The following is a 15076-nucleotide window of genomic DNA, read 5'->3' as shown; positions in this document are numbered from 1 at the left end:
GCCGGCCCCTGACCTGCCGGCGCCACCCGAGGGGGCGGCGGCCGGACGACACAAGGAGGAGTCAGTTGAAGCACGACCTGGTGGTCTTCGTACCGGGGATCACGGGAACCCGCCTGACGCGGGACGGCAAGGATCTCTGGAACCTGTCGGTACGCGCGCTGCTCGGCGCGGTGCCGCCACAGAAACTGATCAGGCGGCTCCGCCTGCCCGACGGAATCGGCGACGAGCGGCCCGAGGAGCCGTACGCGGTCGAGACCCCGGGGCTGATCCACCGGCCGAGCGGAATGCCCGGGATGGTCACACAGCAGGGCTACCCGGACGTCGCCGGCCTACTCAGCGGGGTCCGCCCGGAGCAGTTCGTGGTGTTCCCGTACGACTGGCGACTGTCCAACAGGCTCACCGCGGCCGACCTCAAAATCCGCATCGAGCGCGAACTCGGCCGCTGGAGCGAGGAGTTCAGGACGCACTACCCCAAGGCCGAGGACGACCCGAAGGTCACCCTGATCTGCCACTCCATGGGCGGCCTGGTCGCCCGGTACTACCTGGAGGTCCTCGGCGGCCGGGAAACCGCCCGGACGCTCGTGACGGTCGGCACCCCGCACCGGGGCGCCGCCCAGGCCGTCCGCTTCCTGACAGGGCACGGCGTGGGCACGGGCCTGGTGGGACGCACCGCGGCGGCGATGGCGGGCCGCCTCAACGACCGGCTCACGGAACTGTGCCGCAGCTTCCCTTCGATGGGGCAACTGCTCCCCGTCTACGAGGCCGTGCGCAGGCCCGGCTATCCCGAGGGCTACTACGACCACCTGACGGACATCGACGCGGGCCTGCCGACGGACATCGTCCAGGACGTGTTCGCCTTCCACGAGGAGTTCGAGACCGCCTTACGGGACAACCTGCGGGGGAGCCCGGACCGCAGCCTCCCGTACGAGGTGCAGTGCCTCGCCGGCCGGGCACACCCCACCATTCACGCGGTGACGGCGGACGCGGGCGGGAAGCTCGACTTCCACTACGTCATGAACGACTCGGATCCGTGGACCGGCGACGGGACGGTTCCCGCGGAGTCGGCCTTCGCGCGCTGGGCACTGCGCCGGACGGACGAGGCCCGGTGGAACGGCCACCGCCACGGCCACCTCATCAGCGGCGAGGCGTTCGGCCACCAGCTCGACGCCATCCACAACAGCAAGTCGGCGAAGGACACCCTCGCCGACGACGAATTCGGCATCGTGGTGCCCGAGTTCGCGGTGGCGGGCGAGCCGTTCGACATCGTGGCGACCGGCGTCGAGCGCGGCCGCACCGTACGGGCCGCCTTGCACGCCCACGACTCGGCCGAGCCACAGGACTGGGTGGTCCTGCCGGCGTCGGAACCGGGCGAGCGCCGGGGCAGTCTCACGGCCGGCCCCGGCCTGTGGGTCCTGTCGGTCGTGGCCGACCGCCCGCAAGTGGTCCAGCGCGACGTGATGACGATCCTCGAACCCTAGGACCGCCCCGGAACCTTCTCGCCCCCACATCCCTCTAACTGAGGACCGGCCTGGACGGCCGGTCCTGCTTCAGCCCTCTACGACAGGAGGCACGCGTGCCGTCCTCACGTCGCCGCACCCTCGCGCCGGCTCTGATCTTCACCCTGGCCGCCGCTCTGCTGGCCGTCGCCGCCCTTGCCTTCTGGCAGGGCAGGGCGCCGGGTCTCCTCCCGGAAGGCAGTTGGGGAGCCTGGCGGAACCAGGAGGTCTCCAACTGGTCGACGCACGTGCGGGTCAACACCTGGGTACATGCCGCCGAAGCCAGAGTCCACATGGGCAAGGCCGAGGAGATCACGCTCGAGGCGTACGGCAGGACGGCCCGCGGCACCACCACGATGGACGGCACCACCTTCACCCTGACTCCGGAAGGAAAGATCACCGGGACCCGGCAGTAGCAGGCCGGCCGCACATCGCGCCCGGCGGCTCCATGCAACTAGGCGGTCTTGCGCGACGGCCGCCGAGACGCTTTGGTGACCCAGGTCACGCAGCGGTGAACGGGAGGCGGTCAAGGATGACGGACACGACCCAGATCGACACCGGAGAGAGCGATGAACCCCTTTCTCGAAAGGCGAGTTGGCGATCCATCGGACCCGGAATCGTCGTTGCCGCGACCGGCGTCGGCGCGGGCGACCTCGTCGCCACGCTGATCGCGGGCAGCAAGTTCGGCTACACCCTGCTGTGGGCGGCGGTGATCGGCTGCCTGGTCAAGATCTCGCTCGCCGAGGCCGTGGGCCGCTGGCACCTCGCCACCGGCCGTACCCTCTTCGACGGCTGGCGCAGCCTCGGCTCCTGGACCACGGTCTACTTCGTGGGATACGTCGCCGTCTGGGGCTTTGTCTACGGCGCCGCCGCGATGTCCTCCAGCGCCCTCCCGCTGGCCGCGCTCTTCCCGGACACCATGGACCTGAAGGCCTGGGCCGTGCTGTGCGGCCTGGTGGGTCTGGTCTTCGTCTGGTTCAACCGGTACGCCGTCTTCGAGAAGGTGATGACGGTCCTGGTCGGCGTGATGTTCCTGGTCACCGTCTACCTCGCGATCCGGGTCACGCCCCACCTCGGCGAAGCCGTCGCCGGACTCGCGCCCGTCCTGCCGGACGGGTCAATGATCTACACGCTCGGCCTGATCGGCGGGGTCGGCGGCACCATCACGCTGGCCGCGTACGGCTACTGGATCAATGCCAAGGGCTGGACGGACACGGGCTGGATGAAGGTGATGCGGCTCGACAACCGCGTCGCCTACGTCACCACCGGCATCTTCGTCGTGGCGATGCTCTTCGTCGGCGCCGAGCTCCTGCACTCCTCCGGTGCCGCGCTCGCGAAGGGCGACAAGGGCCTGCTCGATCTGAGCGGCATCCTGGAGGACCGCTACGGTACGGCGACCGCCAAGCTCTTCCTGGTGGGTTTCTTCGCGACCTCCTTCACCTCGCTGATCGGCGTGTGGCACGGGGTGAGCCTGATGTTCGCCGACTTCATGACGAAATACCGGCCGTCCCTGGCCCCGGCCGGCACCAGCCGCGAGAAGTCCCTGCCCTTCCGCGCGTACCTGCTCTGGCTCACCTTCCCGCCCATCAGCCTGCTCTTCCTGGACCAGCCGTTCGGACTCGTCATCGTGTACGGGGTGATCGGCGCCTTCTTCATGCCGTTCCTGGCCCTGACCCTGCTGTGGCTGCTCAACTCCTCACGCACCCCGTCCGACTGGCGCAACGGCCTGCTGAGCAATGTGATGCTGGCGGCAGCCGGACTGCTCTTCGTCGTACTGTGCGTTCAGCAGGTGCGGGAGCTGCCCTGGTGATCGCGGACGGGCGCGGCTCCGATGGCTCAGGCCCGCGGGGTCTCACCCTGAGCCGTGGCCTCCGCCGTCCACCCGTAGGGCAGCTCCCGGCCGTCGACCGTGACCGCTTCCACGGCGTGGGTGCCGGGGTCGATGTCCACCTGGAGGCCGTCGCCCTCGTAGCGGGGGAAGCCGCTCGCCCCCGTGTCGCCGGTGGCCTCGACCGAGGCTGAGCGCATGCTCGCCCCGTGGTTCGTGTGCCCTTCACGATCGGCGATCTGTGGCTTCAGTACGACGGTGTAGCGCCGCGGAGGATTTGTCATACCGACGACGCTAGTACGCCCGGCGGCGCCCCGCCTTCGAGCGCCCGCCGGTCGTGGTAGCCGGGCCGCGGCTGCGGCAAACGCGTGAACCGTTCCGCGAGGTGCTCCGTATGGCCCCGTGCGCGGCGGTGGGAGACCCCGCCGCACCCGACCCGAGCGACCCGAGCCGACATCGCCCACTGGCCGCTGCCACCGGACCGAGCAAGCGACGGGGCACCCCTCCGGGAATGCCGCCCAGGCAGGATGGAGGCATGGATATGACGGAGCTGGAGGGACGGGCCCGCGGCCTCGCCGCGTCGGGCGCTCGGCGGATCCTGGGGATCGCGGGGGCGCCCGGTGCGGGGAAGTCCACTCTGGCCGCGCGCCTGGCCCGGGAGCTGGGGCCGGGGCTGGCCGTGGTGGTACCGATGGACGGATTCCACCTGGCCCAGGCCGAGTTGGTGCGTCAGGGCCGGGCCGACCGCAAGGGCGCGCCGGACACCTTCGACGCGGCGGGGTACACGGCACTGCTGCGACGGCTGCGTGAGCCCGCCGCCGGTGTGGTCTACGCCCCGGCCTTCGACCGCTCACTGGAGGAGCCGGTCGCGGGAAGCATCCGGGTCGCGCCCGCCGTACGGCTGGTGATCACCGAGGGCAACTATCTGCTGTACGAGGAGGAAAGCTGGGCGGAGGTCAGGCCCCTGCTCGACGAGGTCTGGTTCCTGGCGCCGGACGACGGGGTACGCGTCCGGCGGCTGGTTGACCGCCATGTGCGCCACGGCAAGGAGGCGACGTACGCCAGGGAGTGGGTGGCCCGCTCGGACGAGGCGAACGCCCGCCTGATCGCACCGGGGCGCGCCCGTGCGGACCTGGTGGTGGAGTGAATGATTCCGCGCTCCCCTCGTACAAGTGGACGATCTCGTTCTGGCAGGATGATCGGCGTACGACGAGGACGTCAACGGGGAGTGTGGAAAGAGATGCGTACGTGGACGCGTACCGTTCCGGCTGCGGTGGGTGCCCTGGCGCTCGTTGTGGCGCTGACCGGCTGTAACGGCTTGGGTTCGGGAAAGAAGAACCGGGGCAGCTCCGGCTCCGCCGCCAAGGACGAGAAGAAGACCTTCCGCCTGGGTGAGGCCAGCCCGGAACAGGAAAGCGACAAGCAGAAGTCCACGGGGGCCAAGTACACGGTCACGCCGACCAAGGTGGAGACGGGCACCACGGCCGACATGGACGCGTCCGGTCTGGAGAAGGACGAGAAGAAGGGCCCGGAGGTTCCCGTCTTCGTCTGGTCGACGGTCACCCACAAGAGCGGTGCGCCCATGGAGGTCGGCGACATGGACGGCGACCTGGTCATCAGGACGGAAAGGGGCAACCGCACCCGTGCCCTCCTCGTCCTGATGGGCTCCGCGAAGTGGCCCAACTGCCCGGAGACGGACAGCGGAAAGCAGCTGAGCCCCGGCCAGTCGGAGAACATCTGCACCGCCTTCGTCATCCAGGACGGCGACAAGGCCGCCGCGGTGGAACTCACTCAGGGCTTCTACAAGGACCCGCTGGAGTGGCCGGTCACGAACTGACCCGCCGAAGGCGCGGTGGGCACCCAGGGGTTGTGAGGGGAAGGGCGCGCCCCCGATAGTGGAGAGCGGCCTAGATCCTCGGAGCAACGGTCCACCAATCGGGGGCGGGAATGAAGCGCGTTCTCTCTTTGATCAGTTCCATGGCTGTGGGCGCCGCCTTGACGGTCGTCGGCGCGAGCCCGGCCTCCGCGGACGCGTACGACTGCCGCACCTGGTACAAGTCGAGCACCACGGCGGCCGGCACGTGCACCAACGGGACGGGTGAGTTCCGCGTCTACACCAGGTGCGACAGGACCTGGGCGCAGGACTACACCGTGTACGACCCCACGTGGCGCCGCGTCGGCACCACGAGCACCGCCACCTGTTACAGCGGCGGCACGGCTTACGGCGCGGGCATCCAGGTGCACTAGTCCCGGGCCTGCCGAAGGGCAGTGACCGCAGAGACCACTCTGAAGGTACGTGCGGAAGCCCGCGGAAATGTCCGTCAGCCGGGGACCCGGTGCAAGAGGAAGTCGCACAGCACGCCAGGGCGACGGCGTGACCGTACCGACTTTCGGGTGCCCTCGCGCATAACCGCCCCCCTGTTCCATCCCCGCATCAGCGAGAGGATGTTCGCACAGGCCTACGGATCACCTCAGCGCGGGACCGAGCCGGTCGTGCGGATTGGCGGCATGGCCACTCCGGCGTTCCGCGAGGTGGCCGCCGCCGGGGAGGCCGGGGACGTGTTCCTCTGCCACCCGTTCCTGGTCCACGCCGCCCAGCGGCACGGCGGGAGCACACCGCGGTTCCTCGCCCAGCCGCCGCTGGAGCCGACTGGCCTGCTCGATCTGGACGGCCCGGCGCCGTCGCCCGTCGAACGGGCCGTGCTGCCGTGTCTGAGGGTGCGAACGTTCTGCAGGGAAGCGCTAAAAACAGCCGCAGATACGACTTTGTGATCCTGCTGCAGTGCGCACAGAACGGAAGACAGGCCCTAGTCGAGGATCGCGTCGAGCTCTATTTCGACGAGCCAGTCCGGATCGATGAAACGCGAGACCTCGATGAAGGTGCATGCCGGACGGACCGACGCGAGCCGCTCTCCGTGGGCTTGCGCGGCTTCCTTCCATCGAGTCACGTCAGTGAGCATGATGCGGGTCCGCACGACATCCTCCAGTGATGCCCCCGCTTCCTTCAGTGCGCCCTCTGCAATGTCCAGACACCTGACGGTCTGGGCATAGACGTCACCCATCCCCACGGTCGATCCGTCGTCTCCGATGGGAGCAGTGCCGGCAACCGCCACATGCGCCCCTTTGCGGACTGCCCGCGAAAATCCAATCTTCGGTTCGAGGGGTGACCCAGAACTGACCGTCTGTCGAATACGTCCCATTGCGTCATCCTGCCACGGGGCACTGGAACCCGAGACGTCTCCCGACAACTCAAGCCAGGGGTGGGGTGGTCAGGGTGGTCGTGCCGGTTGCCTGGAAGAGCCTCTGCACCTGGCGCGAGGTAACTCCTGCCACGTGGAAGGCGCGTCCCTGGCTGTCGGCTTGGTGCCGGATGCCGAGAAGGACGCTGAGTCCGGAGCAGTCGCAGAAGGACACCGCGCTGAAGTCGGCTTCGACCCGTGGTGTGTTGCCCGCGAGTGCGGCATGGAGGGCATTGGCCAGCAGGGGCGCGGTCGCGATGTCGATCTCTCCGGTCACCGCCACGGTGATGCGGTCGTCAAGGTGGGTCGTGGTGACGGTGGCATGGTCCGTCGTAGCCGGGGCGGAAGGCGTGGGTGAGGCCGTGACGGCACGGCTGGATGGCGAGATTCCTCTTGTGTCCATGGCCCGTCCCTCTCCTTCCCGGGTGCCACGGTGGGTGCGCGTTCGGCCGCGCTCCGTGGCCGGTTTCAGGCTTCGCAATACGTCGCTGGTGGTGGCGTGGCCCTCTCGCATCGCAGTCTCCGCCGTGTTCCGAGTCGTCCGGCAGACGACATTGCCCTTGTCATCGTCTGGACGACATGTTACAACGGATACACGTTGAAGCGCATTGGCAGTTCCTGCCTGGACCGATCTGGAGGTGTTTCGCGATGTTGATGCGCACCGACCCGTTCCGCGAGCTCGACCGCCTCACCCAGCAGCTGGTGGGCACGCCGGGGACCTGGACGAAGCCGTCCGTGATGCCGATGGATGCCTACCGGGAGGGGGACGCATACGTGATCGCCTTTGACCTCCCAGGCGTCTCCACCGACGCGATCGACATCGACGTCGAGCGGAACATGCTCACCGTCAAGGCCGAACGCCGCCCCACGGCCGCGGCCGACGCCGTGCAGATGGAGCTCTCCGAGCGTCCGCTGGGCGTCTTCTCCCGGCAGATCATGCTGGCCGACACCCTCGACACCGAGAACATTCAGGCCGACTACGACGCCGGAGTCCTGACGCTGCGCATTCCGATCGCCGAACGCGCCAAGCCCCGCAAGATCAGGATCAGCGCCAACGACGGGCGCAAGCAGATCAGCGGCTGAGCCGCACCAGCCGCACCCTTCTCGCCACCCCGAACGGCGGAGGACGGGACGAGCCCCTCCCTCCCCCCGGCAGCCCCGTCCTCCGCACCTCCGTACACCGCACCGCCGTACACCGCTGAGGGAGGCTTGCACCGATGCCCCTGCGATGGGAAGCGTTCCTCGACCACGTCCAGGAACGCGGCGCGTACAACACCCGGGATGAGGCCGACAGTGCGGCCCGCGTCGTGCTGGCCCTGCTCGGCGCCCACATCGTCGGCGCCGAGCGGGCCGAACTCGCGGCCCGCCTGCCCGAGACCTACGCCTTGATCCTCCTCAACCCCCTCCAGGCGGCCGAACCCCTCTCCGCGGAGCGTTTCGTCCGAGCGACCGCGGCGTGGATCGAGGGCGCCAACGAGGCCACCGCGATGTGGGACGTCAGCGCCGTCCTCAGCGTGGCCGCCGAAGCCGCCGGCCAGGAACTCACCGGCAGGCTCCTGCTCCAGCTCCCACCCGGCTACGACCACCTCTTCGGCCAGGCCCAGCTCCACCGCCCCCACCACGCCGCCTGAGCGCGTAGTCGCGCGGTGAAGAAACCGGTTGCCCTGGACCGGTGACAGCACGGACGATCGTCTGCTGTGAGCACCAGCCGGATTTCCTCGATACTGCCCGACCTGTCCCCGTGGCGTTCCGTCAGGGACTTCCGGCTTTTGTTCTTCCAGGGCACCGTCACCTATTTCGGCAGCTTCATGGCGATGATCGCCCTGCCGCTGCAGATCAAGCACCTGACGGACTCGCCGCTGGCCGTCGGCGCCATGGGCGCGGTGGAACTGGTCCCCCTCGTGGTCTTCGGGCTCTACGGAGGCGCGCTGGCCGACGCCGTCGACCGGCGGCGGATGATCCTGCTGACCGAGGCCGGGCTGGGAGTTCTGGCCCTGATGCTGCTGGTCAACGCCCTGCTTCCGCGGCCGCTGCTGTGGCCGCTGTACGTGGTCGCGGCCGGGGTGTCGGCACTGACCGGGCTTCAGAGACCCGCGCTGGACTCGCTGATGGCCAGGATCGTGCCGCACGACCAGCTGACCGCCGCCGCAGCGCTCAACGGCCTGCGCTACCAGATCGGCGCCATCGCGGGCCCCTCCCTGGCAGGCCTGGTCGTCGCGTACGCCGGATTCGCACCGGCCTACGCCGCGACCGTCCTGGGCTTCGTGGTCTCGGTCGCCTTGTGCACGCGGCTCAGCCCCGCGCCGCCCTCGCACGACGCGGAGCGGCCTTCCCTCCGGGGAATCGCCGAAGGGGCCCGCTACGCGTGGAGCCGTCCCGTGCTGCTGGGGACCTACGCCATCGACCTGGCCGCGATGCTCTTCGCCTTCCCGAACACGATCTTCCCCTTCCTGGCGGAGGAACTGCACGCCGAGTGGTCGCTGGGCCTGATGTACGCGGTCGGCTCGGTCGGCTCGCTGCTCCTGGGCCTGACCAGCGGCTGGACGTCACGGGTGCGCCGGCACGGGCTGTTCGTCGTATTCGGCGCGGCCGCGTGGGGTGTGGCGATCGCGGCGGCGGGCTGGTTCACGAACATCTGGCTGGTGCTGCTGTGCCTGGCGGCGGCCGGCGCCGGGGACATGCTGAGCGGTCTGGGCCGCGGCACGATCTGGAACCAGACGATCCCGGAGGACCTGCGCGGGCGGCTCGCGGGCATCGAGGTGCTCTCGTACAGCGTGGGCCCGCAGCTGGGCCAGATGCGGGCGGGCGCCATGGCCGGCTGGACGGGCACCCGCTCCGCGTTCTGGAGCGGCGGCCTGGCCTGCGTGGCCTCGGTGGCCGCGCTGGCGGTGCTGCTGCCCAAGCTGATCTCCTACGACGCGGAGACGGACGAGGACGCGCGCCGCCGCAGGGAGGCGAAGGAGGCATCCTCCGCCGCTATCGCGTGATACCTGAAGTCACCGGTCGGTAGCGCTGGTACGAGGTCGCAGCCCGCGGAGCTGCGACCTCGTACCGCCAAGCGTGAATCGCCGTACTAGCCGCGGGCGCCGAAGGCCTTCGCGAAGGCCAGCGGCTCCTGGGCGATGGACGAGCACGTCGGGTCGGCGGTGTTCTTCGGGCCGCCCGGGCACTGCCGGTCGCGGGCGCCGGACCACATCGCGAGCCAGCCGAGTCCCTTGGACCGGGCGAAGTTCACGAGCTGGGTGGCGTCGTCCACCTTGAAGACCTCACTGGAGACGTCGTTGACGCCGATCATCGGAGTGACGGCCACGGCCTTCCACGCGGCCGCGTCGGTGAGGCCCAGTACACCCTTGATCTGCGCCTGAGTAGCGGTGGCCGCCGAGATCGCGTAGTCGCCCATGTCACCGCTGTACGCGGGGCCGTAGTCCATCGCCATGATGTTGACGGCGGAGATCGCCACCCCGTTCTGCCGGGCATTGGCGATCAGGTCGACACCGGGCTGGGTGAGCCCCTCGGGCATCACGGGGAGAGTGAACGAGACGTCGAGCCCGGGATGCGTCTTCTGCAGCTGCGCGATGGCCTGCGCGCGCCGGGTGTTCGAAGCGGTGTCGGGCAGGGCCGCGCCCTCGATGTCGAAGTCCACCTTGGTCAGCCCGTACGCGTCCACGACCTTGCCGTACGCGGCGGCGAGGCTGGTGGGGGAGGTGCACACCAGGCCCAGTTCGGAGCCGGCGGCACCGCCGAACGACACACGGACGTCTCCGCCCTTGGCCCGGAGGGCGGCGATCTGCGAGGCGACCCGGTCGGCATCGAGGGCCGTGGTGCCGCCCCAGAGCGGGGAGCAGCTGCCGCCGGAGGTGATGAAGGCGAGGTTGAACTCCGTCACCCCGGTCTTGGCCGCGGTGTCCAGAAGGTCATAGGCCGGGTAGAGCGAGGTGTCCACGTACGGCGCGACGCCGGCGGGCGTGGCGGTGCCGCCGCCCGGGGGGCGGGTGGGGGTCGGCTTCGGCGTGGCGGTGGCGGTGGCGGTGGCGGTGGGCGCGGCCGTTGGCCTGGAGGGGGTGGGCGTGCCGGGAGGCGTCGGCGCGGTGGTGGGGCGCGTGGTGGGCCGGCCGCTGGGGCTGGGTGTCGATCCGGTGCCCGCGGAGCACTTCGCCTTGTTGATGAGGCACCCCGTCGGGTCTCCCGCGGTCCCGCTCGCGGTGGTGACGAACCCGACTGTGAGCGAGCTGCCGGCCGCGAGCCCGGCGGTGTCCCACCGGGGCGGCTTGACCGTCACATGCTGCCCGTTGACGGCTTGTTCGCCGTTCCAAAGGGAAGAGAGGGTCGTGCCGGCGGGCAGGTCGAACTCGAGCGTCCAGTCCCCCAGCACCTCGCCGCTGTGGTTGGTGATGACGTACTGCCCGGTGTAACCGGCGGTCCAGCCGCTCGCCTTGGTGAAGGCCGCGCCGACCGATGCCGCTTGTGCGGTACCCGTCAGCGCCAGGGCGGTGCCCCCGACGGCCGCCGCGACGGCAAGGGCCGCAGCCGCCTTCGCCTTGCCGCTCGTCGTACGGCGATGGGAATTGCCAGCCATGCGGACCTGCCTCTGTGTTGGGATGAGGGTCGAGCAGCACGCTAGCGACCGGAAAACGGACAAACGTGCCGTTCGGGTCTCACTCCCGAGATCTTGAGGCAGGCTTAAGGAACGGATCGGGGACGGTTAATGGCGGCGGCCACACCCCCGCCCCCGGAGCGTGTGGAACGCGTCGGCGCCGTCCCTGCCTTCAGGGACGGCGCCGAGGGTGGGGGTGGCGATGGTGCTCAGTTGTTCCCTGTGACCGGCACCGCCGGCAGCTTGAAGGTGTGCTGCGGCGTGACGATCTTGGTGATCGCCTCACCGAACAGGGAGCTGGGCTCGGAGCCCTCGTAGTTGATGTCCGTGTTGAGCTGCACCACCAGGGTGGCCTGGGACTCCGGCAGGTAGACGCTCAGCGCCTCGTAGCCCGGCAGCGAGCCGTTGTGCCCGATCCAGCCCTGGACGTTGAAAATACCCAGGCCATAGCCGGCGCCAGGGAGGGCCGGGAGGACTTCAGCCGCTCCGCCTGAGTGGCGGGCTTGAGCAGCGTCCCGGTGGCCAGCACCTTGGCCCAGATCTTCAGGTCGTTGGGGTCGGAGACTCCATCGTGGCCCAGCAGTTCACTTTGCGGCGCGCCAGCGACCCGGGCCAGGTCGCCAACGTGCGAGGGGCGGCGACCGGCGATGGGGTTCCGGTCATCCAGTACCCGTGGTCCGGAACGGCCAACGAGCGTTGGGAAGCGGACTCGGCCCTGGCGGCTGGTACCGGTTCAAGTCAGTGGGCGTGGCAAGTGCCTCAACGTCCAGGGAGCCGGCAACGTCAACGGCACCCAGGTCATCCAGTACACCTGCGGCAACGCCGACAACGAACTGTGGAAGTTCGTGCCCAAGGGCATCGGCTATCAGATCGTCGTCAAGTCCAGCAACAAGTGCCTCAACGTCGCGGGCGGGGTGGGCGTCGGCTACAACATCATCCAGTACGACTGCACCTCACAGGGCGTGGCCAACGACGTCTGGCTGCCCGTCTGGGAACCCAACAGCCTCTGACCATGCCGTAACCACGGCGGCGCCCCACCGGGCTCCGGCACCCGCTTCTCCTTACCTACGTCGGGCCGGTCAGGAGAAGCGGGGCCTCTGGTGGGGTTCCCGTCGGTCGGGAGGGTGAGTCAGTTGGCCGGGACCGTGGTCGCCCGTGTGTTCCATCCGGAGACTCTGATCCGGGGTGCGTCTGCGTGCAGATCGGCGGTTCGGTAGGTCGCCGTCAGAGTCGCCGACTCGCCGGGCCAGAGGCTGACCTGGTTGTCGGACCACTGGATGGGCAGGACGGGGGTGCCCTTGCTGTCGACCAGGTGGATGTCGGTGAGGAGAGCCGGGGTGTTCCCGGTGCTGGTGTTCCGTACGGTGACGGTGGTCTTGGAGAGCGAAGTCGGCGTCGTCGCATCACCGTTCGCGGTCGTCGTCGTCGTGGCGGACACGGAAGCCTGCGCCATGGACCGCAGGCCGCTGAGGTCCGCGTACGCGGTGGTGGGGGTGAAGTACCAGTCGGTGGCCTCGTAGTCGAGGACATCGGGCAGGGTGGAAAGCCAGTAGACGTTCCGGCTCACCTCGCGGCCGGCGTCGTCGGTGAGGATCAGCCGCGCGAGGTACGTGGTGGACAGCCCGCTCACCGAGGCCGGGAGGGCCAGCGCGGTGGCCTTCGCGCCGCTCCCGCCGACGCCGATACCGGTCACGGTCCGGTCGTACTTCTGGGTTCCGTCGGTGTTGAAGAGCGACACACGCGCGGTCAGCCCGGACACCGTCGTGGGACGGCGGTTGACGATGGCCACCGTGCGGTCGTCGTAGGAGTACTGGATGTGCAGCTGCTCGTTCGCCTTCTTCGCGCCGAAGTAGGCGCCGCCCTGGTCGAGGTAGCGGTCCAGGAGCTGCCAGTGCAGGGAGGTCCAGCCGCTGTTGAACATCCAGTAGATGACCCCCGTCGACGGCTCCGAGGCGTCGGTGGCATTGCGCGCGTACGCCTCGTACTGGGCCCGGACGTTCTCGTACTGGGCGAGCTGGGCCTTGGCGACGTAGTCCTCGAGGCTGGTCGTGGTCCCGTAACGGGCGGTCAACGCGTGGTCGTACAGCTCGAGCGTGGCGAACGTACGGGAAGGGGAGCGGTGGTACTGCGGCGCGGACGGGTCCTTCCAGAGGGTGGTCAGCTCGGCCGGGGACATCATGCGGCGCAGGGTGTCGAGGGTGGGGATGTCGGGGCCGGCGCTGGTCTCGGAGTTGAAGCCGGTGGCGCCGCCCTCTCGTTTGTCGTACCAGTAGCCGGGCGGCACCCAGTCGTAGGGCCCGGTCATACGCATCCCCGAAGGGCCGGTGATCGGTGCCGAGGCGGAGGCGGCGGCGGAAACCACGGGGGTGGGCCAGTCGGCGGCCTTCAGGGCGTCGACGTAGCCCTCCTCGATCTCCTCGTCCGGTGCGAAATCGCTGCCGATCAGGAAGGAGACGACGCTGGGGTGATCGCGCAGGCGTGCGGCCTCGGCGGCCATGGAGGCCTTGGCGACGGGGTAGTCGGCCTCGGTCCAGCTCTCTCCCGCCTCGCTGCCGTTCACCTGGCCCTCCCATTTGCCGCAGCACTGCCAGCCCGGCAGCGTGAGGATTCCGTACCGGTCGGCGAGGCCGAAGAACTCGTCCGGCTCGAGGTGCCCTTCCAGGCGCAGGGTGTTGAGGCCGAGGTCGAGTGCGTACTTCAGCCGGTCCTCGGTGTAGGTGTGGTCCCAGCGCAGCAACTCGTCGGGGGACCAGCCGGCGCCCCGGATCAGCAACGGGCGGCCGTTGATGAAGTACTGGCGGGCGCCGTCGCCGTTGAGCGGAGCCTGCACGGTGCGGATGCCGAAGCTGTGGCGCGATCGGTCGGAGACGGAGCCGGACGCCGTCACCGCCAGGTCGAGGTCGTACAGCTCCTGCGGGCCCATGCCGGCGGGCCACCACACGCGCGGTGAGCTGAGGTGCAGTTGCGGGGTGTCGGCCGGGGTGAAGGCCACCGTCCGCGTCTCGTGGGCGCGCAGGGGCAGGTCCCGGCGGAAGACGGCGGTGCCGATGGTGCCGGACACGGTGGCGGTGACGGCTTCGGCCGAGTCGTTGCGGACCTGCGCCTTGACGGTCAGCTCGGCCTCGGCCAGGGACGGCAGCGCCAGGCTCGTCAGTACGTGCGCGTCGCGCAGGGCGACCGGGCCGCCGCGGCGCACGAGGACGTCGCGGACGATGCCCATGTTCTCGTCGGGCGGCGGCTGGAGCCAGTCGAGCCATCCCATGGTGAGGTTCTCGCGGGGGTTGTTGGGCTGGATCCGGAAGGCCACCGCATTGACGCCGGCCCGCACCGAGGCGGTGACGTCGAGCTCGTGGTGGGTGTACGCGCCGGCCACCTCGGATGAGGTGGCGACCTGCTGGCCGTTGACGAACACGTCCGCTGCGGAGACCACGCCGCTGAAATCGAGGAAGGTGCGTGAGGAGGTGTCGTCGACGGTGAACTCGGAGCGGTACCACCACGGCACGGTGAAGGCGGCAGCCGGGATGCGCTGCTGGTTGCCGGCGTAGAAGGGGTCGGGATACGCGCCGCTCGCGACCAGGGCCGCGAGCACGGTGGAGCGGGGCCCCGCCCGGTACCAGCCGGTCGTGCGGTAGCCCGGGGCGGAGACGACAGCCCCCGAGTCGGAGACCTCAGCCGTCGACCGGAGGGCGTACCCGGACAGGGCGGTGGTACTCCCGGGCGCCGCCGGGACGACGGCCACCGGCGGGCGGTGTACTTCTCGAGGGGAGGGAGCGGCGGCCGGAGCACCCGCGAGCAGCGCACACGACACGGCAAGCACTGCCAGGGCTGCTGTTACCCACGGCACACGGACGGGGGAGGGGAACACGGTGGTCTCCGGGGTGGCTGGCCGGGCATCCGCGTAGCACGGGCTTGAGGAGCG

The 15076-nt window shown here is 69.6% G+C and carries 15 protein-coding genes and 2 pseudogenes; 11 read left to right on the top strand and 6 right to left on the bottom strand.

The annotated features are described in order from the left end of the window. Positions 1 to 65: 65 nt before the first annotated feature. The 3 genes from J7I97_RS27850 (at position 66) to J7I97_RS27840 (ending at position 3306) form a co-directional block, all read left to right on the top strand. Positions 66 to 1478: a hypothetical protein gene (locus J7I97_RS27850; protein ID WP_214940001.1), complete on the top strand. Its 1413-nt coding sequence runs from the start codon at positions 66 to 68 to the stop codon at positions 1476 to 1478. 95 nt (positions 1479 to 1573) lie between these two features. Continuing rightward, positions 1574 to 1912 (top strand): hypothetical protein, encoded by a 339-nt coding sequence (locus tag J7I97_RS27845; protein WP_214939999.1) that lies wholly within the window; start codon positions 1574 to 1576, stop codon positions 1910 to 1912. A 116-nt stretch (positions 1913 to 2028) separates the two neighbouring features. Further along, positions 2029 to 3306 (top strand): Nramp family divalent metal transporter, encoded by a 1278-nt coding sequence (locus J7I97_RS27840; protein WP_214939997.1) that lies wholly within the window; start codon positions 2029 to 2031, stop codon positions 3304 to 3306. Positions 3307 to 3332: 26 nt separating this feature from the next. On the opposite strand, the gene J7I97_RS27835 is transcribed toward J7I97_RS27840, so the two are convergent. Then, the gene (locus J7I97_RS27835) at positions 3333 to 3608 is read right to left on the bottom strand and encodes a hypothetical protein (protein ID WP_214939995.1); all 276 of its coding nucleotides are present in this window, start codon (positions 3606 to 3608) and stop codon (positions 3333 to 3335) included. Positions 3609 to 3859: 251 nt separating this feature from the next. Between J7I97_RS27835 and J7I97_RS27830 the strand changes: the two genes are divergently transcribed. The 4 genes and pseudogenes from J7I97_RS27830 to J7I97_RS38975 all read left to right on the top strand — a co-directional run. After that, positions 3860 to 4471 carry a nucleoside/nucleotide kinase family protein gene (locus tag J7I97_RS27830; RefSeq protein ID WP_214939992.1) on the top strand — a complete coding sequence of 204 codons (612 nt, stop codon included), beginning with the start codon at positions 3860 to 3862 and terminating at the stop codon, positions 4469 to 4471. A 93-nt stretch (positions 4472 to 4564) separates the two neighbouring features. Next, positions 4565 to 5161 (top strand): hypothetical protein, encoded by a 597-nt coding sequence (locus J7I97_RS27825; RefSeq protein ID WP_214939989.1) that lies wholly within the window; start codon positions 4565 to 4567, stop codon positions 5159 to 5161. 140 nt (positions 5162 to 5301) lie between these two features. Continuing rightward, complete coding sequence (locus tag J7I97_RS27820; protein WP_214939986.1) at positions 5302 to 5571, top strand: hypothetical protein; 270 nt, start codon at positions 5302 to 5304, stop codon at positions 5569 to 5571. 291 nt (positions 5572 to 5862) lie between these two features. Next, a pseudogene (locus J7I97_RS38975) lies at positions 5863 to 6096 on the top strand (phytanoyl-CoA dioxygenase); the annotation flags it as partial. Between the two features lie 35 nt (positions 6097 to 6131). Here the strand turns inward: J7I97_RS38975 and J7I97_RS27810 are convergent. Further along, a complete protein-coding gene (locus tag J7I97_RS27810; RefSeq protein ID WP_214939983.1) occupies positions 6132 to 6524 on the bottom strand; it encodes a RidA family protein in 393 nt (130 codons plus the stop codon). Positions 6525 to 6573: 49 nt separating this feature from the next. Next, positions 6574 to 6966 (bottom strand): STAS domain-containing protein, encoded by a 393-nt coding sequence (locus J7I97_RS27805; protein ID WP_214939980.1) that lies wholly within the window; start codon positions 6964 to 6966, stop codon positions 6574 to 6576. A 245-nt stretch (positions 6967 to 7211) separates the two neighbouring features. Between J7I97_RS27805 and J7I97_RS27800 the strand changes: the two genes are divergently transcribed. The 3 genes from J7I97_RS27800 (at position 7212) to J7I97_RS27790 (ending at position 9550) form a co-directional block, all read left to right on the top strand. Further along, on the top strand, positions 7212 to 7646 hold the full coding sequence (locus J7I97_RS27800; protein WP_214939977.1) for an Hsp20/alpha crystallin family protein: 435 nt from the start codon (positions 7212 to 7214) through the stop codon (positions 7644 to 7646). A 134-nt stretch (positions 7647 to 7780) separates the two neighbouring features. Next, positions 7781 to 8194, top strand: coding sequence for a DUF2267 domain-containing protein (locus J7I97_RS27795; protein ID WP_214939973.1), 414 nt, complete (start codon positions 7781 to 7783; stop codon positions 8192 to 8194). 66 nt (positions 8195 to 8260) lie between these two features. Next, positions 8261 to 9550, top strand: a complete 1290-nt coding sequence (locus J7I97_RS27790) for an MFS transporter (protein ID WP_308369414.1) — start codon at positions 8261 to 8263, stop codon at positions 9548 to 9550. Positions 9551 to 9636: 86 nt separating this feature from the next. Here J7I97_RS27790 and J7I97_RS27785 read toward each other — a convergent pair whose 3' ends face one another. Beyond that, entirely contained in the window at positions 9637 to 11139 is a 1503-nt protein-coding gene (locus J7I97_RS27785; RefSeq protein ID WP_214939970.1) for a cellulose binding domain-containing protein, read from the bottom strand. Positions 11140 to 11366: 227 nt separating this feature from the next. Next, positions 11367 to 11722: pseudogene (locus J7I97_RS27780) on the bottom strand (serine hydrolase); the annotation flags it as partial. Between the two features lie 82 nt (positions 11723 to 11804). On the opposite strand from J7I97_RS27780, the gene J7I97_RS27775 reads away from it, so the two are divergent. Beyond that, the gene (locus tag J7I97_RS27775; RefSeq protein WP_214939967.1) at positions 11805 to 12167 is read left to right on the top strand and encodes an RICIN domain-containing protein; all 363 of its coding nucleotides are present in this window, start codon (positions 11805 to 11807) and stop codon (positions 12165 to 12167) included. A gap of 119 nt (positions 12168 to 12286) precedes the next feature. On the opposite strand, the gene J7I97_RS27770 is transcribed toward J7I97_RS27775, so the two are convergent. Continuing rightward, the gene (locus tag J7I97_RS27770; RefSeq protein WP_214939964.1) at positions 12287 to 15022 is read right to left on the bottom strand and encodes a sugar-binding domain-containing protein; all 2736 of its coding nucleotides are present in this window, start codon (positions 15020 to 15022) and stop codon (positions 12287 to 12289) included. Positions 15023 to 15076: the final 54 nt, after the last annotated feature.

It is taken from the genome of Streptomyces sp. ISL-87, from assembly GCF_018614095.1.
Lineage (GTDB): Bacteria > Actinomycetota > Actinomycetes > Streptomycetales > Streptomycetaceae > Streptomyces.
Note: the sequence above shows the minus strand (reverse complement) of the source record. Positions and strands in the feature narration are given on the sequence as shown.

Coding starts and splice junctions, on each gene's coding strand:
- J7I97_RS27840 (WP_214939997.1), top strand. CDS start 2,029: ATGACGGACACGACCCAGATCGACACCGGAGAGAGCGATGAACCCCTT.
- J7I97_RS27835 (WP_214939995.1), bottom strand. CDS start 3,608: ATGACAAATCCTCCGCGGCGCTACACCGTCGTACTGAAGCCACAGATC.
- J7I97_RS27830 (WP_214939992.1), top strand. CDS start 3,860: ATGGATATGACGGAGCTGGAGGGACGGGCCCGCGGCCTCGCCGCGTCG.
- J7I97_RS27825 (WP_214939989.1), top strand. CDS start 4,565: ATGCGTACGTGGACGCGTACCGTTCCGGCTGCGGTGGGTGCCCTGGCG.
- J7I97_RS27820 (WP_214939986.1), top strand. CDS start 5,302: ATGGCTGTGGGCGCCGCCTTGACGGTCGTCGGCGCGAGCCCGGCCTCC.
- J7I97_RS27810 (WP_214939983.1), bottom strand. CDS start 6,524: ATGGGACGTATTCGACAGACGGTCAGTTCTGGGTCACCCCTCGAACCG.
- J7I97_RS27805 (WP_214939980.1), bottom strand. CDS start 6,966: ATGGACACAAGAGGAATCTCGCCATCCAGCCGTGCCGTCACGGCCTCA.
- J7I97_RS27800 (WP_214939977.1), top strand. CDS start 7,212: ATGTTGATGCGCACCGACCCGTTCCGCGAGCTCGACCGCCTCACCCAG.
- J7I97_RS27795 (WP_214939973.1), top strand. CDS start 7,781: ATGCCCCTGCGATGGGAAGCGTTCCTCGACCACGTCCAGGAACGCGGC.
- J7I97_RS27785 (WP_214939970.1), bottom strand. CDS start 11,139: ATGGCTGGCAATTCCCATCGCCGTACGACGAGCGGCAAGGCGAAGGCG.
- J7I97_RS27775 (WP_214939967.1), top strand. CDS start 11,805: ATGGGGTTCCGGTCATCCAGTACCCGTGGTCCGGAACGGCCAACGAGC.